The following is a 20,953-nucleotide window of genomic DNA, read 5'->3' as shown; positions in this document are numbered from 1 at the left end:
CTTGCCTGTCTGGTTGTTTATTCCGGCTGGATGCCCGCGTCCTTCACCAGACGCGACCACTTCTGCAGTTCGGCCACGACAAACTGGTTCAGCTCGGCGGGTGTGCTGCCGAACGGCTCGAACCCTAGCGCGTGGAACTGCGCGGCGTGCTGCTTGCTGGTGGCAATGGCAACCAGCTCGCGGTTGAGGCGCTCCACCACGGGTGCCGGCACGCCGGCGGGTGCGAAAACGCCGTTCCAGGACGTGATATCGAAACCCTTGAGTTCGGGCGCACTGCTGACCGGCGGCAGGTCGGGCAGCAGCGCACTGCGTTGCGCGGTGGTCACGGCCAGCGCGCGCAGCTTGCCGGCGCGCACATTGGCGATGCCCGCGGCAAAGTCGACGAACATCGCCTGCACCTGGCCGCCCATCACGTCGGTCATTGCCGGCGGCGTGCTCTTGTACGGCACGTGCAGCATCTTCAGGCCCGCCATCTTCGACAGCGTCGCGCCGGCGACGATGCCGGTGCTGTTGCCGCTCGCGTAGCTCATGCCAGGATGCGCCCTGGCGTAGTCGATGAACTCGCGCAGCGTCTTCACCGGCAGTTGCGGATTGACCACCAGCATGAACGGCAGGTTGCCCATGCGCGAAACCGGCGTGAAGTCCTTGACCGGGTCGTAGCGCAGCTGTTTCATCAGCGACGGGTTGGCCGAATGCGTGGTGTTGGTGGTCATGAACAGCGTATAGCCGTCCGCCGGCGCCTTGGCGACGAACTCGGCGGCGATGGTGCCATTGGCGCCCGGCTTGTTGTCGACCACTACCGGCTGCTGCAGCGATTCGCCCAGGTACTTGGCGGTCAGCCGCGCCACGGCATCGGTGCCGCTGCCGGCGGCGAACGGCACCACCAGGCGCAGCGGCTTGGACGGAAATTCATCGGCGGCCAGCGCCGGTGCTGCGAACAGCGCGGCGGCACATCCCAGCACCAGGCTGGCGAAAGCGGTCTTGAAGGACTTCACGGTCTGTCTCCTGTCGTTATATGAACCCTTGCCGTGGCCGGCCGCGTCTCAGGCGGGCCGTACCACGCGCTCGGGCGATTCCTCGTATGGTGGGGAATAGATCACCAGGATCCTGGCTGGCTCTTCACTTACCACCGTGAACACATGCATTTCGTCCGGCGGGAAGAAGCAGCAATCGCCCGGGCCAAGTTCCTTGCGCTGGCCGCCGACCTCGGCAATGGCCCGGCCTTCCAGCACGTAGCACACCTGTTCGATACCGGGATGCGCGTGGGGCAGCGCGCCCTTGCCTTTCTCGATGGTGCCGTGGATCACTTCCAGGTGGCGCGACCCCACGGTCTCGGGCCCGATCAGGCGGCGGTCAGCGTGCCGACGTGGTTGGCGGGGTGGTAGCCCTCGACCTCCTCGGTCGAGATGAAATAAACGGGGGATTGCGGCACGCTGCTCTCCTGTCGAGGCTTCGCCAGTTGGCGATGAATTCATACTTATGAATCTTAGTTTATGCATATGAATATCATCGTCAAACAATTTCGGGCGTGCTGCGGGTTTACCGGGAGGCGGCGTCCGGACCATCACCCCGTGATTCCCAAGAACTGGTGGACGAGCGAGGAAAGGGTATAATTCGCCCCTTGCCGCCGCTCCGCTGCGGCGCCGGTCGCAAGCCATTCTTGACAGATGCGTCGTATACATGCCATAGTTACGGGCGTATAGCATTCATGGAAACCGGTACTGTCAGGCTCCAGTTATATTTGGACCTGGCGCTATCACCCCTGACACTGGTTGCACGGACTAAAACGTCCACATCTTTCAGGTTCGCGGGGGCGCACCGGGCACATGCCCAGCGTGCAATACCAGTCGCTCCGGCGACAGCAGTTTCCCCCCGTGTGAACCAGCCGCTACCGCGGCAATCCCCTAAAGGACTGAATTGACTAAGATCGTCTTGAAACCCGGTGAGCCCGTTGAAGTTGCAATGCGGCGTTTCCGTCGTGCCATTCTGCAGACTGGCCTGATCGTTGAACTCAAGAGCCGCACCGCTTACGAGAAGCCGACGACCGAGCGCAAGCGCAAGAAGAAGGCCGCCGAAGCACGCCTGCGCAAGCGTCTGCGCATGCAAATGCTGCCGAAGAAGATGTACTGATTCGGGCAAGCTTCGCAAAAAAACCGCCAGTTCGCTGGCGGTTTTTTTATGCCCGCGCGCAACGCGTCACGGATGCTCACAACATTGGCGGCTTTTGCTGCACTGCGCCACCTGAGCATTGCGCCGATGCCCGGCATAATGGCAGATATTGCGCCCCCTTGGGGCGCCTACCGGACCCTGCCTTGACTGCCATCCTCGAGTTGCGCAAGGTGCGCAAGCAATACGGCGATACGGTCGTTGTCGACGACCTCGACCTCCAGGTGTTTCGCGGCCAGTGCTTCGGCCTGCTTGGCCCCAACGGCGCCGGCAAGACCACCACGCTGCGCCTGCTGCTGGGCCTGACCACGCCGATGGCCGGCACACTGACGCTGTGCGGCGAACCCATTCCCGAGCGGGCGCCGCAGGCGCGCATGCGCGTGGGCGTGGTGCCGCAGTTCGACAACCTCGACCCGGATTTCTCGGTGATCGAGAACCTGCGCATCTTCGGTCGCTACTTTGGCCTGTCGTCGGCCGAGATAGCGCGGCGCGTGCCGATGCTGCTGGAATTCGCCCGGCTGGAAAGCCGCGCCGACGCCCAGGTGCGCGACCTCTCCGGCGGCATGCGCCGGCGCCTGACGGTGGCGCGCGCGCTGATCAACGATCCCGACCTGCTGGTGATGGACGAGCCCACCACCGGGCTGGATCCGCAGGCGCGCCACCTGATCTGGGAGCGCCTGAAGTCGCTGATGGCAAGCGGCAAGACCATCTTGCTGACCACGCACTTCATGGAAGAAGCCGAACGGCTGTGCAACTACCTGTGCGTGATCGACGGCGGGCGCAAGATCGCCGAAGGCAAGCCGCACGAGCTGATCGACAGCCAGATCGGCTGCGACGTGGTCGAGGTCTACGGCGATGAACTGGAAGCGCTGCGCGGCACGCTGACGCCGCTGGCGCAGCGCACCGAAATGAGCGGCGAGACCCTGTTCTGCTACGTGCGCGAGCCCGCCCCGCTGCTGGCGGCGCTGCACGGCAGGAACGGCGTGCGCTACCTGCACCGCCCGGCCAACCTGGAGGACGTGTTCCTCAAGCTGACCGGCCGCGAGATGCGGGACTGAACCAGGGACTGACATGAGCGAACAGGATCCCCGCACTGATACACCCGCCATCGCCACCCGGGGCGATGCCGCGCCAACGCGCCAGACCTATCCACAGCCACTGCTGCCGCGCAACATGCGCAACTGGATGATGGTCTGGTACCGCAACTACCTGGTGTGGAGGAAGCTGGCCATCCCGTCGATGATCGGCAACCTGGCCGACCCGATGATCTACCTGTTCGGCCTCGGCCTCGGGCTGGGGCTGATGGTGGGCCAGGTCAACGGCGTGTCATACATCGCCTTCCTCGCCGCCGGCACCACCGCATCGAGCGTGATGATGTCGGCCAGCTTCGAGTCGATGTACTCGGCCTTCTCGCGCATGCACGTGCAGCGCACCTGGGAAGCGATCATGCACGCGCCGCTGACGCTGGGCGACGTCGTGCTGGGCGAGATCTTCTGGGCGGCCAGCAAGGCGGTGCTGTCGGGCCTGGCGATCATGCTGGTGGCCGCCGCACTGGGCTATGCGCAAATGCCGGGCGCGCTGCTGGCGCTGCCGGTGATCGTGCTGGCCGGCATTGCGTTTGCCGCGCTGGCGATGATCGTCACTGCGCTGGCGCCAAGCTACGACTTCTTCATGTTCTACCAGACGCTGGCGATGACGCCGATGCTGCTGCTGTCGGGCGTATTCTTCCCGGTGGAGCAACTGCCGGAAGGCGTGCAGGCGGCCACCAGGCTGCTGCCGCTGGCGCACGCGGTCGAGCTGATCCGGCCGCTGATGCTGGGCCGGCCGGTGGATGGCGCAGGCTTGCACCTTGCCGTGCTGGCAGCCTATGCGGCGGCCGCGCTGGTGGTTTCGCTGGTGCTGCTGCGCCGGCGGATGCTGCGCTGAGGCAGCGCTAAAGGTGCGTACCGTGGACAACGATAGCGGAGGATCCGCCACCTTAGAGCGCGTTGCACTGGCGCTGGCAGCCGCAATGGCAACCGTTTCGCTTAGCGGATGCATGGTGGTGGGCGCCACCATGGCGGTTGGCGGTGCCGCGGTGTCGGCCGCGGCGACGGTGGGCTCGGCCGCGGTCAGCGTCGCCTCGACGGCGGTGGGCACCACCTATGACGTCACCGCCGCCGGCGTGAAGGCGGTCGCCGGCAGCGACGACCCGCCGCCGACTGAGTAACTTCGGGAGTAACTTCGCTTATTCCCCGAGCCCGCGCAGCAGGTCGGCCTTCAGGTCCTCGACCGACTCCAGCCCCACCGCCAGCCGGATCAACCCTTCCCCGACGCCAGCGGCCGCCTTCGCCTCCGGGCTCACGCGCGCGTGCGTGGTCGTGTACGGGTGCGTGATGGTGGTGCGGGTATCGCCCAGGTTGCCGGTGATCGAGCACAGCCGGGTGTTGTCGATTACGCGCCACGCGTTAGCGCGCTGCTGCTCGGGCGTGGCACCCTTCAGTTCGAACGACACGATCGCGCCGCCGCCGCTCTGCTGCCGCATGGCAATCTCGTGCTGCGGGTGCGACTTCAGCGCCGGATGGAACACGCGCGCCACGGCCGGGTGCGACTCCAGGAACTGCGCCAGCGCCAGCGCGCTGGACGAATGGCGCTCCATGCGAATCCCGAGCGTCTCCATGCCCTTGAGCAGTACCCACGCGTTGAACGCCGACAGCGTCGGGCCCGCGGTGCGCACGAACGGGAACACCTTGCCCATGATGAAATCGTGCGAGCCCAGCACCGCGCCGCCCAGCACGCGGCCCTGGCCGTCGATATGCTTGGTGGCGGAGTGCACCACGATGTCGGCGCCGAACTTCATCGGCTGCTGCAGCGCGGGCGAGCAGAAGCAGTTGTCGACCACCAGCAGCGCATTGGCGTTGTGGGCGATGTCCGCCACGGCCGCGATGTCAGCCACTTCGGTCAGCGGATTCGACGGCGTCTCCAGGAAGAACAGCTTCGTATTCGGCCGCACCGCGGCACGCCATGCTTCCAGGTCGGTCGGATCGACATAGGTCGTCTCCACGCCGAACTTGCCGAAGATATTGCTGAACAGCGTCATGGTCGAGCCGAAGATCGCGCGCGAACTGACCAGGTGATCGCCCGCCTGCATCGACGACAGCACCACCGACAGGATCGCGCTCATGCCCGACGCCGTGGCCATGCAGGCCTGCGCCCCTTCCAGCGCGGCCAGCCGCGACTGGAACATCGACACGGTCGGGTTGGTGAAGCGCGAATAGGTAAAGCCCTCTTCCGAGTTTGCAAAGCGTTCGGCGGCCTCGGCGGCGCTGTTGAAGCAGAAGCTCGAGGTCAGGTAAATGGCCTCGGAATGCTCCATGAACTCGCTGCGCAGCGTGCCGGCGCGCACGCCAAGGGTATCGATGCCGAGCGATTCAGGGTTGAGCGGTTCGTTCATGCTGGTGGCGCGGTCGTACCCGCGCGAATGCAATGGTTGTAGCCTGTCGCGGCAAGGCGGCCGGCCATGAAAAAAGCCCGTGCGATCGGATGGTCGGATCGACGGGCTTGCTGTGCTGCGGCGGCCTTCGGCAGGCTTTGGCGATTGGTGGGCACGTTGCGCAGGCACTGCGCGCCTTGGCGAATCTTGCTGGCCACCATCTCTTTAGCTGTTTCGGGCTGGACCCGCGTCCGCAAGCTGACTATCAAATCGACGCCCGGCCATGTTACGGCCGGGCTTCGCATCCGTCAACGAACGGACATGCTCGCGGGACAGGCGCGCGGCTTACTCGTTATTGCCGGAACGCTGCAGGTGCAGTGCCGAGCGCTCGGTGTCGCCGGCGGTGCCGTCGCGATCGGCCTGGCTGCGCGCGGTCTCCAGTCGGTTCAGGTAGGCCTCGTCGATATCGCCGGTGATATAGCGGCCATCGAAGCACGACGCATCGAAGTCCTTCAGCGCCGGGTTGATGTCGCGCACCGCCTGTTTCATCGCTTCCACGTCCTGGTACACCAGCTTGTCCGCGCCGATGATCTTCGCGATCTCTTCGTGCGTGCGGCCGTGCGCCACCAGTTCGCTGCGGGTCGGCATGTCGATGCCGTACACGTTCGGGTACTTCACCGGCGGCGCGGCCGAGGCGAAGATCACCTTGTTGGCACCGGCATCGCGCGCCATCTGCACGATTTCGAACGAGGTGGTGCCGCGCACGATCGAATCATCGACGATCAGCACGTTCTTGCCCTTGAACTCCACGCCCATGGCGTTGAGCTTCTGGCGCACCGACTTCTTGCGCACCGCCTGGCCCGGCATGATGAAGGTGCGGCCGACATAGCGGTTCTTGAAGAAGCCTTCGCGATAGTTCACGCCCAGTCGGTTGGCCACCTGCATGGCAGCCGGACGGCTGGAGTCGGGAATCGGCATCACCACGTCGATGTCGCCGGCCGACACTTCCTCGCGGATCTTCTCGGCCAGGTAGTCGCCCATGCGCAGGCGCGCGTCGTAGACGGGCACGCCATCAATGCACGAATCCGGGCGGGCCAGGTAGACGTACTCGAAAATGCAGGACGTCAGCACCGGGTTGTCGGCGCACTGCTTGCTGTAGAGCTTGCCATCCAGGTCGATGAAGATCGCTTCGCCCGCCGCCACGTCGCGCTCGAACTTGTAGCCGATGCCTTCCAGCGCCACGGACTCGGAGGCAACCATCCACTCCTTGCCCGACGGCGTCTCGACGCTGCCCAGGCACAGCGGACGGATGCCGAACGGATCGCGCACCGCCAGCATGCCGTAGCCGGCGATCTGCGCCGTGATGGCGTACGAGCCGCGCACGCGGCGGTGCATGCCCGAAACGGCCTTGAAGATCATTTCCGGGTCCAGCGCCATGCCGTTGCTGGCGCGCTGCAGCTCGTCGGCCAGCACGTTCAGCAGCACTTCGGTGTCGGAGTGCGTGTTGATGTGGCGACGATCGCGGCGGAACATTTCCTCGCGCAGCTGCTGCCAGTTGGTCAGGTTGCCGTTATGCGCCAGGATGATGCCGTAAGGGGCGTTGACGTAGAACGGCTGCGCCTCTTCCTCGCTCGAGGCCGAGCCGGCGGTCGGGTAGCGCACCTGGCCGATGCCCGCGGTGCCCGGCAGGCCGCGCATGTTGCGGGTACGGAAGACGTCGCGCACCAGGCCGTTGGCCTTGTACATGTGGAAAGTACTGCCGTTGGCGGTGGCGATGCCGGCAGCATCCTGTCCGCGGTGTTGCAACAACAGCAGGCTGTCGTAAATCAGTTGGTTGACAGGCGTGGCTGAAACCACACCGACGATACCGCACATGCCAAGCTCCCAGGAAAGGCTTTGAATCAGGGGGCGCAGCCTGGTCCGGCTATCCTTCCGGACCGCAAGGCCTGCGTACTACTGGCCGGGCACCATGCCCGGCTTCATGTCATGTCTTGACGTACTTCGCCAGCTCCGGCGGCAGCCATGGCTTGACCGATTCCATGGCCTGCATCACATAGGGGCGGCTCACCGCATCGCGCCAGAAAGGTTCTTCCGGCAATTTCGTCAGGCTGGCGAGCGTCACCATCACCATCACCAGCAGCGCGCCGCGCAGCAATCCGAACACCAGCCCGAGCCCGCGGTCCGCCGGCTTGAGGCCCGTGCTCTCCAGCAACTGCCCGACCACCATGCCGGCCAGCGACGCCCCGAGCACGGTGCCGATCAGCAGCACCACGAAACCCAGCGCGTGGCGGGCCAGCTCGCCGCCGGGCAGCGACTCGGGCATCCAGCCCGCGGCGACCGCGCCGTAGCGGAACGCGACCCAGAACGCCACCACCCAGCCGATCAGCGACAGCACCTCGCGCACCAGGCCGCGCAACACGCCCAGCGCGCCCGAGGCCAGCAGGATAAAGACCACGGCGTAGTCGAAGAAAGTCGGCTGCATCGTTGCTCGCTGCCGCGCCCATGCGCCAGGCAGCGCTAGCCCATTACTGTTCGATTACCTTCGAGGTCAGGCCTGCCGCGCGCACGCGCTTGTCGGCCGCATCGGCGGCGTCGCGGTCGCTGAAGGGGCCGGCGCGCAGCAGGATGCGCTCGCCGTCGGCCAGCACTTTCTTTTCCACGTAGGCCGGCACCTTGCTCGCCTTGAGCTTGGCCAGCCAGGTCTTCGCCTTCTCTTCCGACGAGAATGCGCCAATCAGGATCAGGTACTTGCCGCTGCCCTGGGGCTTGGCCTCAGGCTTGGTTTCAGCCTTGGCGTCAGGCTTTGCGTCGGCCCTGGCCTCGGCGCGCTGGACGGGCTTGTCGGCCGGCTTGTCCGCCGTATTGACGATTTCCTCGCCGGCATCGAGCGCCGCCGCGTCGTTGCGGGCCGCCGGCGCCGGCGGCAGCGGATCGGCCTTGCGCGGCTCGACACGGGGCTTGCTGCTGCCCTGCCCGCCGCTCACCTTGACCGCGACATCGTCGGCCACCGGGCGCGGCTTGGTCTCGAACACGATTGGCAGCACGATCACCGCGGCCACCACCAGCACCACGGCGCCGATCAGGCGGCGGCGTGCGCGCTGCTTCTGCGGGAATTCAGGATCGAGCGTGTCGTCGGCATATTCGTCGGCCAGACGGCGCGACGAGGCGATGCCTGCACCCGGGTCGTTGCGCTGGCGGCGCGCACGCTCTGGTGCCGGGTCGTTGCCCTTGCGGGAAGAAAACAGCGAAAGCAGGCCCATAAATTGGTTCGGTGCGACAGCCCCCTCTGACAGGGGCCGGTCGTTGCGTTTGCCGCTCAGTGCCAGGTCAGTTGGCTTGCGTGGCCCGGTAGGCCATCACGCCGGCGACGGTATAGAACGATCCGAAGACCAGAATTCTATCATTCTCGGTCGCTCTCTCCATGGCGTCGCGGAACGCCGCCTCCGGACTGGAAAAGCAGGCGGCGGTGGCGTCGGGGCCGGCGCGGAAACCGCCCCCCTCCAGCGTCGCCAGCACGTCGGCGGCGCTGGCGGCGCGCTCGGTCGGCAGGTCGCACAGGCACCAGTGGTCGACCTTGTCGGCCACGTGCTGCAGCACGCCGGCGATATCCTTGTCCTGCATCGCGCCGAACACCGCATAGGTGTAGCGGAAGAAGCCCATGTTCTCCAGGTTCTGCCCCAGCGTGGCGGCCGCATGCGGGTTATGCGCCACGTCGAGGATCACCGCGGGCCGTCCCGGCAACACCTGGAAGCGCCCCGGCAGCTCGACGAACGCCAGCCCGTTGCGCACTTCCTGGGCGCTCACCGGCAGTTGCGGGCGCATGGCCTGCAGCGCGGCCAGCGCGGCGGCGGCGTTCAGCAGCTGGTTGGCGCCGCGCAGCGCGGGGTAGCCCAGGCCGTTGAGCTTGCGCCCACCGCCGCTCCAGTCCCATTGCTGGCGTTCCTGGCCTTTGGCCGCGTGGAAGTGGAAATCGCGGCCCACCAGCCACAGCTCGGCGCCGATGGCCTCGGCATGCGCCACCAGCGACTTCGGCGGCACCGGGTCGCCGCAGATCGCCGGCACGCCCGGACGGAAGATGCCGGCCTTCTCAAAGCCGATTTCCTCGCGCGTGTTGCCCAGGTACTGGGTATGGTCGATGTCGACGCTGGTGACGATGGCGCAATCGGTATCGATCACATTGGTCGCATCCAGGCGGCCACCCAGCCCGACTTCCAGGATGATCGCGTCCAGGCCGGAAGCGGCGAAGAAATGGATGATCGCCAGCGTGGTGAACTCGAAGTAGGTCAGGCTGACCGGGTCGGCAAAGCTGATGCGCGCGCGCTCGACCGCCTCGAAGTGCGGCAGCAGCTGCGCATCGGTCGCCATCTCGCCATTGAGGCGCGCACGCTCGTTGAAAGAGATCAGGTGCGGCGAGGTATGGCAGCCCACCTTGTAGCCGGCTTCCAGCAGGATGCGCTCGAGCATGGCGCAGGTCGAGCCCTTGCCGTTGGTGCCGCCAACGGTGAAGACCGTGGCGTCGATGCGCAGGCCGAGGGCTTCCTTCACGCGCGTGATACGCGTCAGGCCCATGTCGATGCCCACGGGGTGGGCGGTTTCGAGATGGGTGAGCCATTCGGGGAGCGTGTGGAAGACAGGCATTTCAGGTGGGCGAGGAAAGCGATGGAAAGCGTTTGCTACCAGATTCGGGCAGGCGGGCGCAAAGTCAAGGACCAGCGCCGCCGGAGTCCAGAAAAGGCGAAAGGCGCGTCAACCACCCGCGCCTTCAGTACAGCGATATTCGCGGCGTTATGCCACCGCGTCGGCCGGCTGCTTCTGCAGCAGTGCCAGCAGCTGCGCCAGTTCGGCGCGCATCTTGCGGCGGTCGACGATCATGTCGACGGCGCCCTTCTGCAGCAGGAACTCCGAGCGCTGGAAGCCTTCCGGCAGCTTCTCACGCACGGTCTGCTCGATCACGCGCGGGCCGGCAAAGCCGATCAGCGCCTTCGGCTCGGCGATCACCACGTCGCCCAGGAAGGCGAACGAGGCCGACACGCCGCCCATGGTCGGGTCGGTCAGCACGCTGATGAATGGCAGCTTGCTCGCGCTCAGCTGGTTCAGCATGGCCGTGGTCTTGGCCATCTGCAGCAGCGACAGCAGGCTCTCCTGCATGCGCGCGCCGCCGGTGGCGGTAAAGCAGATGAAAGGCACCTTCTGCTCGAGCGCGGCCTGCGCGCCGCGCACGAAGCGCTCGCCGACCACCGAGCCCATCGAACCGCCCATGAACTCGAACTCGAAGCAGCTCGCCACCACCGGGATGGTGTGGATCGCACCGCCCATCACCACCATGGCGTCGGTCTCGCCGGTATCGTCCATGGCCGCCTTGATGCGGTCCGGGTACTTCTTCGAATCCTTGAACTTGAGCGCGTCGACCGGCACGATCTCCTGGCCGATCTCATAGCGGCCTTCCGCGTCCAGCAACGCGTCCAGGCGCGCACGCGCGTTGATGCGCATGTGGTGGTCGCACTTTGGGCAGACGTGCAGGTTGGCCTCGACGTCGGTCCGGTACAGGGTGGACTCGCACGACGGGCACTTGACCCACAACCCCTCCGGGATGCCCTTGCGGGTACGGGGGTCGGTCTGTTGAATCTTGGGGGGCAGGAGTTTATCCAACCAGCTCATGAAAGCTCCTTTCGGATAGCTGCGCGCCGCCGGCAAACCCTCTGTCAGGGCGAACTTCGGCAGGTGGCAGGGAATCAGCCCGCGAATTTACCACGGCGGGCCGGTGACCTCGAAGCGCGGCGTGCGAATTAGGCACATTAGGTCACTTCCCGATGCCCGCCGGGCCTGGAGTAGATCACTTCGCGTCCAGCGCCTGGCGGATCTCGGCGATAAACGCCTGCAGCGTGGCGACGGCCTGTTCCCGCGGCGTGTCTTCCAGCAATTGCACCAGGCGGCTGCCGATCACCACGGCGTCGGACACGCTGCCGATCGCGCGCGCGGTCTGCGCGTCGCGGATGCCGAAGCCCACGCCGACCGGCAGGTTGGCGTGCTGCTTGATCAGCGGCAGGCGCGAGGCCACGCTGTCGAGGTCGATCGATGCGGAACCGGTCACGCCCTTGAGCGAGACATAGTAAAGATAGCCGCTGGCGACCTTGGCCACGGCCTCGATGCGTGCGTCGGTGGAGGTCGGCGCCAGCAGGAAGATCGGGTCCATGCCGTTGTCGCGCATCAGCGCGGCGAACGACTCGCACTCTTCGGGCGGATAGTCGACCACCAGCACGCCATCCACGCCGGCCGCGCTCGCGGCCTTGGCAAAGGCCTCTTCGCCCATGCGTTCGATCGGGTTGGCGTAGCCCATCAGCACCACCGGGGTCTCGGCATTGGCCTGGCGGAACTCGCGCACCCACTGCAGCACCTGCGTCAGTGACACGCCCTGCGCCAGCGCGCGCTCGGAGGCGCGCTGGATCACCGGGCCGTCGGCCATCGGGTCGGAGAACGGCACGCCCAGCTCGATCACGTCGGCGCCGCCCGCCACCAGCGCGTGCATCAGCGCCACGGTCAGGCCGGGCTCGGGATCACCGGCGGTGATGAACGGAATCAGGCCCTTCTTCTGCTGCGCGGCCAGCGCCGCGAACGTCTTCTGGATACGGGACATATCAGGGAATCAGGTGAGGCCGCGGCGCCGGCGAGGCGTCGTCGTTGGCGGCGGCCAGGGTTGGGGTGGCGTCAGGCTCGATTGCGGGCATGGCTTGCGCGGCAGCGGCCACGCGCCCGCACGCCACCTGCACGTACTCCGGGTTGATCTCGTAGCCGACAAAGCGCCGGCCGTGGCGCAGGCACGCCACCGCGGTGGTGCCGCTGCCCGCGAACGGGTCCAGCACCAGGCCGCCCGGCGGGCAGCTCGACAGCACCATCCGCTCGACGATCTCCAGCGGCTTCTGCGTCGGGTGGTTGGCGCGTTCGGGATCCTGCCGGTGGATGCGCGAAATGCTCCACAGGTCCTTGGGGTTATAGCCCACCTCCAGCCACTTCTTGCCCTCGAAGCGCGGACGGCTGCGTGCCTTCTTGGTCTCGGGGTCGTACGGGATTCGGACCGGATCGAGATCGAAGTAGTAGTCGCGTGCCTTGGCAAAGAAGCCAATGTTATCGTGCACCGACGAGAACTTGCGCGTGGTGCCGCCCATGCTGGGCACGCGGCGGTCCCAGATGATCTCGTTGATCATCGTCAGGCGCCGCTTGAGCATCACGAACAGCTCCGGCGAATACTGCCAGGTGCAGAACAGGTAGAGCGTGCCCTTGGGCGCGAGCTTGGGCACGACCGCATCCATCCAGCGCTCGGACCAGTCCAGGTAGGCCTGGCCCGACAGCAGGTCGGAATCATTGCCGTAGTCCTTGCCCAGCCCGTACGGCGGGTCGGCGACGATCAGGTCGACCGAGCCGTCCGGCAGGCGGGCAATGCCCTCGAACATGTCTTCCTGGAACAATTGCAGCGGCGGTGCGCCGGACGCGCCGGGCAAGGCGTCGGCCCCGCCAATGGCGAGGCCCTGGGGGTGGGGCAGCGCGCGCATCAGAGCTTGAGCCCCGCGCGCTCGGCCACGGTATGCATGTCCTTGTCGCCGCGTCCGGACAGGTTCACCAGCAGCAGCTTGTCCTTGGGCAGCGTCGGTGCCAGCTTGCAGGCATAGGCGATCGCGTGGCTCGACTCCAGCGCCGGGATGATGCCCTCGATGCGGCAGCAGTCGTGGAAGGCCTTGAGCGCTTCCTCGTCGGTGATCGGCACGTACTGCGCGCGGCCGCTGTCCTTGAGCCAGGCGTGCTCCGGGCCGACGCCAGGGTAGTCCAGGCCGGCCGAGACCGAATGCGTCTCGATGATCTGGCCGTTGTCGTCCTGCAGCAGATAGGTGCGGTTGCCGTGCAGCACGCCCGGCGAACCACCGATCAGCGCAGCCGCGTGGCGGCCGGTGTCCAGGCCGTCGCCGGCGGCTTCCACGCCGATCAGTTGCACGTCCTGGTGCTCGATGTACGGGTAGAAGATGCCCATGGCATTGGAGCCGCCGCCCACGCAGGCGATCACGGCATCCGGCTGGCGGCCCGTCATCTCTGGCATCTGCACCTTGGCTTCCTCGCCGATCACGCACTGGAAGTCGCGCACCATCATCGGGTACGGGTGCGGGCCGGCCACGGTGCCGATGATGTAGAAGGTGTTCTCGACGTTGGTGACCCAGTCGCGCATGGCTTCATTGAGCGCGTCCTTGAGCGTGCGCGAGCCGCTTTCCACCGGCACCACGGTCGCGCCCAGCAGCTTCATGCGGTAGACGTTGGCGGCCTGGCGCTTGACGTCCTCGGCGCCCATGTAGACCACGCACTCCATGCCGAAGCGGGCGGCGATGGTGGCCGTGGCCACGCCATGCTGCCCCGCCCCGGTCTCGGCGATCACGCGCGGCTTGCCCATGCGCTTGGCCAGCAGCGCCTGGCCGATGACGTTGTTGATCTTGTGCGCGCCGGTGTGGTTCAGGTCTTCGCGCTTGAAGTAGATCTGCGCGCCGCCGAGCGTCTCGCTCCAGCGCTGCGCGTGGTAGATCGGCGACGGGCGGCCGACGAAGTGCTTCAGCTCGCGACGGAATTCGGCATCGAACTCCGGGTCCTTCTGGTAGTGCGCATAGGCTTCGCGCAGCTCGTCCAGCGCGTGGACCAGCGTCTCGGAAACGAAGGTGCCGCCATAGGGGCCGAAATGGCCACGGGAATCGGGCAGGTCGTACATGTCTAGGCTCTTCGGAACAGCGGCCTTGCCTTGGCCGGCAAGGGCGCGTAGTTGACTGGGTGTGCGCGATGGCCGCCTTGAAGCGGCCCACACGGGGTGGGCAAGGGATCGGGCTTCGATCCGGCTCATCCGGCCTCGGCGCTGCGGACAGCGCGCACGAACTCGGCAATGCGGGCGTGGTCTTTCACGCCCTTGGCGGCCTCTACCCCGCTGCTGACGTCCACAGCGTAGGGCCGCACGCGTTCAATCGCGCCAGCGACGTTTTGCGCGTTCAACCCACCACTCAAAACGATGCGAGGAGCGCCGCTTGCGTTCGGGTTGCCGGTTGCCGTAACCGGAGGATTGGGCGGAAGCCATGCCGGAGGAATCAGGGTCCAGTCGAAGACGTGGCCGCCACCGCCGTAGCCTTCGACGAAGGCATCGAGCAGCAAGGCAGCGGCATCACGGTATTGATCGGCAAATTCTACCAAATCGAGCCCCGGACGGACACGGGCGGCGCGCAGGAACGGCAGCCGGCAGCGCTGCGCGGCCTGGGTGCAGAACTGCGGGGTTTCGTCGCCGTGCAGCTGCAGCAGCGTCAACGGCACACGCTCCGCCACGTGGGCAATGTCTTCCAGTTCGGCGTTGACGAACAGGCCTGTCACCGCGACGAACGGCCCGGCGGCCTCGGCCAGCGCCGCGGCTTGCGCCACCTCGACGTAGCGCGGGCTCTTCGGGTAGAACACCAGCCCGATCGCGTCCGCGCCGGCATCGACGGCGGCGCGCACGTCGTCCTCGCGGGTCAGGCCGCAGATCTTGATGCGGGTACGCTGCGGCAGGTGCACCGGACTGCCCTCAGGCTGCGTCATCAAACACTCCATGGAACAAGCTCGCGGATGGGTCGGCCGCGGGGATCGGGTAAGCATCAGGATACTTGACCCCGACCAGGTAGAGGCCGTCCGGCATGAACGTGGGCGCTGCCAGCTTGCGGTCTTGCCCGGCCAGCACCTGCGCCAGCCATTGCGGCGGGTAGCGTCGACGGCCCACCGCCACCAGGCAGCCCATCAGGTTGCGCACCATATGGTGCAGGAAGGCGCTGGCGCGAAAGCGCAGGAACACCCAGTTGCCGTCGTCGCGGATGGTGACGTCATACATGGTCTTGACCGGCGACTTGGCCTGGCACTCGGCGGCGCGGAAGGCGGAAAAGTCGTGCTCGCCGATCAGATACGCCGCGGCTTCGCGCATGGCGTCCACGTCGAGCCGTTGTCCGGGTGGCAGCATCTGGTAGCCGGCGCGGCCATGAACCATCGGCACCCGGTGCGGACCGGTGTAGAGCGCGTAGTAATACATGCGCTCGTACGCCAGGAAGCGGGCATGGAAGCCTTCGTCGACCGGCAGCGCCCACTGCAGCGCGATCGATGGCGGCAGAAAGGCATTGACGCCACGCACCCAGGAAAAGGACTCGCGTTCCAGCTCGGTATCCAGGTGGATCACCTGCCCCAGCGCATGCACGCCGGTATCGGTGCGCCCCGCCACGGTGGTCAGCAGGCGCACCCCGGCGAAGCGCTCGATGGCGTCTTCGAGGTGATCCTGCACGGTATTGCGGTGCGGCTGCGACTGCCACCCGGAAAAGGCGGCGCCGTCGTAGTGCAGGCCAAGTGCGATGCGGTTCATGTCACGGGAAAAAGCATGGCGGCGGGCAGGCAATGCGCGCCGGAAAAGCAAATGCGCCGGAAGGGACGCTTCCGGCGCATCGCTTCATGCCGCGGCAGCGCGTGCCGCGGCGGACCGTCAATGATAGCTCAGGCCACTTCCAGCAGCAGCGAACGGGCCTCGGCCTGCAGCGGGTCCTGCGACTGCTCGACCACTTCCTGCAGCAGCTCGCGGGCCCCTTCCTTGTCGCCGATTTCGATATAGGCGCGTGCCAGGTCCAGCTTGATCTGCATGTCGCGGCCGCCGTCGACGCCATCGGTCGACAGCGTGCTGGGCGAAACGCCGCGGGCCGTGTCGGGATTGGTTTCGTCCGGCACGCGCGACAGGTCGATCGGCGCGGCCAGCTTGCCGTCGCGCAGCAGGGTCGTCGCAGGCAGCGGGGCGAAAGCTTCGTCCGCCGCGCCCGGCGAGCCCCCGGTGGCCGACGGATCACTGCCCAGGTCCAGCGACAGGCCCGACATGTCGAACTCCAGCGGGCGCGAGCGGGTCGGCGTATCCAGGCGCGGCACGTCCCTATCGTCAGCCAGCGGGTCAGCCAGCGGGTCGGCCAGCGGATCGCCGGCGCGGGCCGGGAAATCCAGGTGCAGTCCGCCATCCAGGCGCACGGCCGGCTCGGTCGGGTCCGAATCCGCACCGAACACCATGGCCGCCGACGCCGGCGCCACGATCGGGTCGCCCGCCGCGGGCGCCGGGAAGGCGTCCAGCGGCAACGCCAGGTCGCCCAGCGAGGGCTCGAGTCGCGGGATCGAAGCCGGATCCTGCGACGGGTCCTGCGTGCGCCACTGGTCCGTCGCCAGCGAGGCCGTATCCGGACCCGCGACCTCCGGCGTCACCGCCAGGTACATCGCGTTGCCCGGCTCGAGCGCACGCCCCATTTCTGCTGCCTTCAGCCATTCCGCACTGTGTCCGCCGGTCTGGGCGAACATTTCTTCTGCTATCACGCGGAAACCTTCCACATCCTGTCTGTTGCTGTAAATCTCCAGGAGCTTGAGCCGCACCGGCTGCTGCTCCGGGTTTTTCTCCAGGGCTTCGCGCAGGATTTCCTCCGCCTGCACATCGCGCCCATAGGCGATATAGACCTCGGCCTCGGCGATCGGATCGACCTCGTTGGCTTCCGGCGTGTTGTTGCCGATGCGGAAATCGGCACCGAACACGCTGTGCTGCGAGGTGTCGACACTCTGGCCGCCGGCGGCGCCGAACAGCGAATTGGAGCCGGCCATCACCGTGCTTTCCTGCGACAGGATGCTGTCGCCGAAGCCGGTCGCCTCGCCCTGCTTCTGCTGCTGGCGACGGCGATAGATCGCGTAGACGCCGAGCAGCGCCACTAGCAGGCCGCCGCCGGGCAGCAGCATCGGGTTGGCCAGCAGGCCGTCGAGGAACGACGGCTCCTGCACCGGTGCGGGCTGCGCCACCACAGGCGGCGCCGGCTTGGCTGCGGGGGCCGATGCCGGCGCGGCAGCCGCTGCAGCAGCCTGCGGCGCCGAAGCCTCGGCGGCGGCCACGGCGGGCGCTGCCGCCGCGGCGCCACTGGCGGCATCGGGCACTGCGGCGGCGGCAGTTGCCGCCGCTGCGGCCGGTTCTGCGGCAGTGGCCTTGGGCGCCTGGGCAGCCACCACGTTCGGCGCGGCTGCTTCAGGCTTGGCCACCGCGGCCGCCTTTTCCTTTTCCTTTTCCTTGTCGGCCAGCGCCGCCTGGTTGGCCTGGCCCAGCTTGGCGATCTCGGCGTTCTTCAGCTCGAGCAGCTTCTGCATGTCGCCGATATTCTTTTCCAGCTGCGCCAGCCGCGCCTCGGCTTCCTTGACCTGGCGATCGCGCGCGACATTGGCTTCGGCCTTGGCGGCGGCATCGGCCTGCGCGCCCCGCTCGGCCTTGCTCAGTTTCAGTTCGTCGCGCGGACCATCGGTCGGGGCTGCCTGTTCCTGCACGCGCGCCGTCACGTTGCCGGACTGCTGGCGGCCGCTGTCGGGCTCGACCGACTTGGCCGCCGCAGCGCTCGCCAGGCGGCTGCGATAGGCGTCGAAGCCCTGCGTGCGCGCGACCACCTCGCGGCGCGCGGCCTTGGGCGTGACGGACTGTGCCTGTTGCTGGGTCGGCACCTGCAGCACCGCGCCGCTGCGCAGCCGGTTCATGTTGCCGCCGATAAAGGCGTTGGGATTGTTGCGGTAGAGCGCGACCAGCATCTGGTCCAGCGACACCGATTCGGCGCCCTGTACGGCCTCGCCGGCAATCCCATACAGCGTATCGCCGCGCTTGACGGTATAGCCACCGCCGGGTGCCACGTCGGCGCTGGCTGCGGGCGCCGCCGACGGCGCGCGCCTGGCCTGCCGTGCGGGGCGCACGGGCGCTGCCGGACGGGCGGACTCGGCGGCAGGCGCCGCTTCCTGTGCGGCCGCTTGCGGCGCCGCGGCAGCCGCGGGCTGTGGCGCGGTGGCGGGCGAGGCGTCGGGCGTTGCCGCCTGCACCACCGTCGACGGCGAGTAGGTTTCGTTGGATGGCTTGGCCCCGGCGGGGTCAAGCAGGAATGTGTAGGCGCGCGACACCTTGCCGCTGGACCAGCTCATGTCGACCAGGATGTCGACGAACGGCTCGCTGATCGGCTGCGTCGAACGGACCTTGGCGACATAGCTGCCGTTGGGACGGCGCTCGATCTCCAGGCGCAGCGAGCTGACCGCGGGCTGGTAGGTCAGCCCCGCCGCCGCGTACGCCCCCGGCGACGCCAGCCTGACGTTCAGCCCGGAGGCCTCTTCGGGCGTGACTCCGCTGATGTCGATCTCAGCCTGCAGCGGCTGCCCCAGATTCGACTGAACCCGCAATTGCCCGAACCCCGCGGCATATGCGGCCGGCTGCGCAAGCAGCAGGCCCAGTGCCGTGACGGCCAGCGTTGACCAGCGCTGACGGGCAGTAGGCGCATCTTTCCGGCGATGTTGGCTCACACTCACCTTATGCTCCGTTATGTTTTAGTAGCGATATACATCGACAAACCGACCCCATAGACAGGTCCGGCAGGCTGGCGGGGCATTCTGACTGCACCCCTTGACCAGCCGGCGCGCAGGCGCCGATCCCTGCGGACCGGGGCGCATGCCGGCGTATTGTGACGCATCGCCCGGGAAAATAGGCGCCCGGATACAACAACGCCGCGCGTGGGCGCGGCGTTGTCGGCAAAGCGGTCTTTTCTGTTGCCTGGCTGCAACGGCCGCAACCAGGCAGCTTCCCATCAGGATTCGATCAGGATATGCAGCATGCGGCGCAGCGGCTCGGCCGCACCCCACAGCAGCTGGTCGCCGACCGTGAATGCCGACAGGTACTCGCCGCCCATCTGCATCTTGCGCAGGCGGCCGACCGGGATCGTCAGCGTGCCGGTCACGGCCGCCGGGGTCAGGTCGGTCATGCTGGCTTCACGGGTATTCGGCACCACCTTGGCCCAGCGGTTGTGGGCAGCCAGCATGCCTTCGATCTCGTCCAGCGGCACGTCGCGGCGCAGCTTGATGGTCAGCGCCTGCGAGTGGCAACGCATGGCACCGATCCGCACGCACAGGCCGTCCACGGCGATCGGCGTGGCACCGGTCGCGCCCAGGAAGCCTTCGCCGCGGCCCAGGATCTTGTTGGTTTCGGCGCCGCCCTTCCACTCCTCGCGCGACTGGCCGTTGCCCAGGTCCTTGTCGATCCAGGGAATCAGGTTGCCGGCCAGCGGCACGCCGAACTGCCTGGTTTCCTCGGCGGACAGGCCGTGCTGGGTTGCCAGGATGGTACGGTCGATTTCCAGGATGGCCGAGGCCGGGTTATCCAGCAGCGACTTGACCGACGCATTCAGCGTGCCGAACTGGGTCAGCAGCTCGCGCATGTGCTGCGCACCGCCGCCCGAGGCGGCCTGGTAAGTCATTGAGGTCATCCACTCGACCAGGTCGGCCTGGAACAGGCCGCCCAGGCCCATCAGCATGCAGCTGACCGTGCAGTTGCCGCCGACGAAATTCTTCACGCCCTTGGACAGGGCATCCTTGATCACACCCTGGTTGACCGGATCCAGCACGATGATGGCATCGTCCTTCATGCGCAGCGACGAGGCCGCGTCGATCCAGTAGCCCTTCCAGCCCGCCTCGCGCAGCTTGGGGAAGACCTCGTTGGTGTAGTCGCCGCCCTGGGCGGTCAGCACCACGTCGCACTTCTTCAGTGCCTCGATGTCGTTGGCATCCTTGAGCGTGGTTTCGTTCTTGGCCATGGCGGGCGCCTTGCCGCCGGCGTTGGACGTGCTGAAGAAGACGGGCTCGATGTGGTCGAAATCACGCTCTTCCTGCATGCGCTGCATCAGGACGCTGCCGACCATACCCCGCCAACCGACGAGACCTACAATCATGATTTACCTCGGATGTGATTTTTACTTCCCCGCCATTTTCCTCGCCCGGCGTGGCTGCGCGGGGAAGACGGGCAGGCACGACGAACGGATCTAGGCGATCGCGGTTTTAATAATGGTTTTAATCGTCGTTGCGGTCTGGCCGAGCGAAATCGTGCCGACCGGGCCGCGGGTGGCGGTCAGGGCGACAACAGCAGTCAGGGTGGACTGGGAAAATCGGGCCATTCGCAGAGTCTACACGATTTTGCGGCGCTGCCGCAGCGTGGAAATCGGGGACAAATATCGGCATAGGGGGCAGCCGCACTGGCTGCGCCCCTGCCACACCACCCGGCATGCGGGTCCGCACCGGGCGGTTCGAGAGGTTGAGGTTAAGTGAGGCGGGGCATGCCCAACTGATCGAAGTAGGCGATGGTCAGGACTCGGTTCAGCGAGTCCCCGCTGTTGCGCCACCAGCACCGGCCACTCGCCGCTACTTGCCTGGCGGCGTCAGCTGTAGCACCCAGGGCACGCAACTCTCGGTAAATGACCCGACCACGGCGCCAGTGCTTGAGCTGGATGGCTCGCAGCCGGTGACGCATCCACTTGTCCAGCTCTC

At 66.8% G+C, this 20,953-nt stretch carries 20 protein-coding genes and 2 pseudogenes; 4 read left to right on the top strand and 18 right to left on the bottom strand.

Annotated features, from left to right (window positions below; genetic code table 11):
- Positions 1-17: 17 nt before the first annotated feature.
- Together K309_RS0109955 and K309_RS36320 are read right to left on the bottom strand one after the other, a co-directional pair.
- Positions 18-995: a Bug family tripartite tricarboxylate transporter substrate binding protein gene (locus K309_RS0109955; protein ID WP_029046276.1), complete on the bottom strand. Its 978-nt coding sequence runs from the start codon at positions 993-995 to the stop codon at positions 18-20.
- 48 nt (positions 996-1,043) lie between these two features.
- Positions 1,044-1,432 (bottom strand): annotated as a pseudogene (locus K309_RS36320) (cupin domain-containing protein).
- A gap of 485 nt (positions 1,433-1,917) precedes the next feature.
- Between K309_RS36320 and rpsU the strand changes: the two are divergent.
- The 4 genes from rpsU (at position 1,918) to K309_RS36315 (ending at position 4,375) form a co-directional block, all read left to right on the top strand.
- Complete coding sequence (gene rpsU, locus K309_RS0109945) at positions 1,918-2,130, top strand: 30S ribosomal protein S21 (protein ID WP_010814647.1); 213 nt, start codon at positions 1,918-1,920, stop codon at positions 2,128-2,130.
- 182 nt (positions 2,131-2,312) lie between these two features.
- Entirely contained in the window at positions 2,313-3,224 is a 912-nt protein-coding gene (gene nodI / locus K309_RS0109940) for a nodulation factor ABC transporter ATP-binding protein NodI (RefSeq protein ID WP_035877193.1), read from the top strand.
- Between the two features lie 13 nt (positions 3,225-3,237).
- Positions 3,238-4,092 (top strand): ABC transporter permease, encoded by an 855-nt coding sequence (locus K309_RS0109935; protein WP_029046274.1) that lies wholly within the window; start codon positions 3,238-3,240, stop codon positions 4,090-4,092.
- Between the two features lie 85 nt (positions 4,093-4,177).
- A complete protein-coding gene (locus K309_RS36315; RefSeq protein ID WP_035877192.1) occupies positions 4,178-4,375 on the top strand; it encodes a hypothetical protein in 198 nt (65 codons plus the stop codon).
- Between the two features lie 18 nt (positions 4,376-4,393).
- Here the strand turns inward: K309_RS36315 and K309_RS0109925 are convergent, their stop codons facing one another.
- The 16 genes and pseudogenes from K309_RS0109925 to K309_RS42885 form a co-directional block, all read right to left on the bottom strand.
- A complete protein-coding gene (locus K309_RS0109925; protein WP_029046272.1) occupies positions 4,394-5,599 on the bottom strand; it encodes an O-succinylhomoserine sulfhydrylase in 1,206 nt (401 codons plus the stop codon).
- Positions 5,596-5,799, bottom strand: a complete 204-nt coding sequence (locus K309_RS41640) for a hypothetical protein (protein WP_156914335.1) — start codon at positions 5,797-5,799, stop codon at positions 5,596-5,598. Before K309_RS41640 ends, K309_RS0109925 begins: the two co-directional genes overlap by 4 nt.
- Before the next feature lie 124 nt (positions 5,800-5,923).
- Complete coding sequence (purF, locus tag K309_RS0109920) at positions 5,924-7,453, bottom strand: amidophosphoribosyltransferase (RefSeq protein WP_029046271.1); 1,530 nt, start codon at positions 7,451-7,453, stop codon at positions 5,924-5,926.
- Positions 7,454-7,562: 109 nt separating this feature from the next.
- Positions 7,563-8,060 carry a CvpA family protein gene (locus K309_RS0109915; protein ID WP_029046270.1) on the bottom strand — a complete coding sequence of 166 codons (498 nt, stop codon included), beginning with the start codon at positions 8,058-8,060 and terminating at the stop codon, positions 7,563-7,565.
- Positions 8,061-8,103: 43 nt separating this feature from the next.
- Positions 8,104-8,838, bottom strand: a complete 735-nt coding sequence (locus K309_RS0109910; protein WP_029046269.1) for an SPOR domain-containing protein — start codon at positions 8,836-8,838, stop codon at positions 8,104-8,106.
- Positions 8,839-8,905: 67 nt separating this feature from the next.
- Complete coding sequence (gene folC / locus K309_RS0109905; RefSeq protein ID WP_029046268.1) at positions 8,906-10,216, bottom strand: bifunctional tetrahydrofolate synthase/dihydrofolate synthase; 1,311 nt, start codon at positions 10,214-10,216, stop codon at positions 8,906-8,908.
- 147 nt (positions 10,217-10,363) lie between these two features.
- Positions 10,364-11,236 (bottom strand): acetyl-CoA carboxylase, carboxyltransferase subunit beta, encoded by an 873-nt coding sequence (accD, locus tag K309_RS0109900; RefSeq protein WP_029046267.1) that lies wholly within the window; start codon positions 11,234-11,236, stop codon positions 10,364-10,366.
- Positions 11,237-11,411: 175 nt separating this feature from the next.
- Entirely contained in the window at positions 11,412-12,212 is an 801-nt protein-coding gene (trpA, locus tag K309_RS0109895) for a tryptophan synthase subunit alpha (protein ID WP_029046266.1), read from the bottom strand.
- A 1-nt stretch (position 12,213) separates the two neighbouring features.
- Positions 12,214-13,125 (bottom strand): DNA-methyltransferase, encoded by a 912-nt coding sequence (locus tag K309_RS0109890; protein ID WP_029046265.1) that lies wholly within the window; start codon positions 13,123-13,125, stop codon positions 12,214-12,216.
- Entirely contained in the window at positions 13,125-14,318 is a 1,194-nt protein-coding gene (gene trpB / locus K309_RS0109885) for a tryptophan synthase subunit beta (protein ID WP_029046264.1), read from the bottom strand. Before trpB ends, K309_RS0109890 begins: the two co-directional genes overlap by 1 nt.
- Positions 14,319-14,443: 125 nt before the next feature.
- Positions 14,444-15,166 (bottom strand): phosphoribosylanthranilate isomerase, encoded by a 723-nt coding sequence (locus K309_RS0109880; RefSeq protein WP_029046263.1) that lies wholly within the window; start codon positions 15,164-15,166, stop codon positions 14,444-14,446.
- On the bottom strand, positions 15,153-15,971 hold the full coding sequence (gene truA, locus K309_RS0109875; protein ID WP_029046262.1) for a tRNA pseudouridine(38-40) synthase TruA: 819 nt from the start codon (positions 15,969-15,971) through the stop codon (positions 15,153-15,155). Before truA ends, K309_RS0109880 begins: the two co-directional genes overlap by 14 nt.
- A gap of 128 nt (positions 15,972-16,099) precedes the next feature.
- Entirely contained in the window at positions 16,100-18,949 is a 2,850-nt protein-coding gene (locus K309_RS0109870; RefSeq protein WP_029046261.1) for a motility hub landmark protein FimV, read from the bottom strand.
- 275 nt (positions 18,950-19,224) lie between these two features.
- The gene (gene asd / locus K309_RS0109865; protein WP_029046260.1) at positions 19,225-20,361 is read right to left on the bottom strand and encodes an aspartate-semialdehyde dehydrogenase; all 1,137 of its coding nucleotides are present in this window, start codon (positions 20,359-20,361) and stop codon (positions 19,225-19,227) included.
- Between the two features lie 90 nt (positions 20,362-20,451).
- The gene (locus K309_RS43770; protein ID WP_012353360.1) at positions 20,452-20,583 is read right to left on the bottom strand and encodes a hypothetical protein; all 132 of its coding nucleotides are present in this window, start codon (positions 20,581-20,583) and stop codon (positions 20,452-20,454) included.
- A 143-nt stretch (positions 20,584-20,726) separates the two neighbouring features.
- Positions 20,727-20,953: pseudogene (locus tag K309_RS42885) on the bottom strand (group II intron reverse transcriptase/maturase); the annotation flags it as partial.

Origin of the sequence: Cupriavidus phytohabitans (genome assembly GCF_000426345.1) — a bacterium.
Classification (GTDB): domain Bacteria; phylum Pseudomonadota; class Gammaproteobacteria; order Burkholderiales; family Burkholderiaceae; genus Cupriavidus.
The sequence above is the reverse complement of the archived record's forward strand: the minus strand, read 5'-3'. Positions and strand labels throughout refer to the sequence as shown.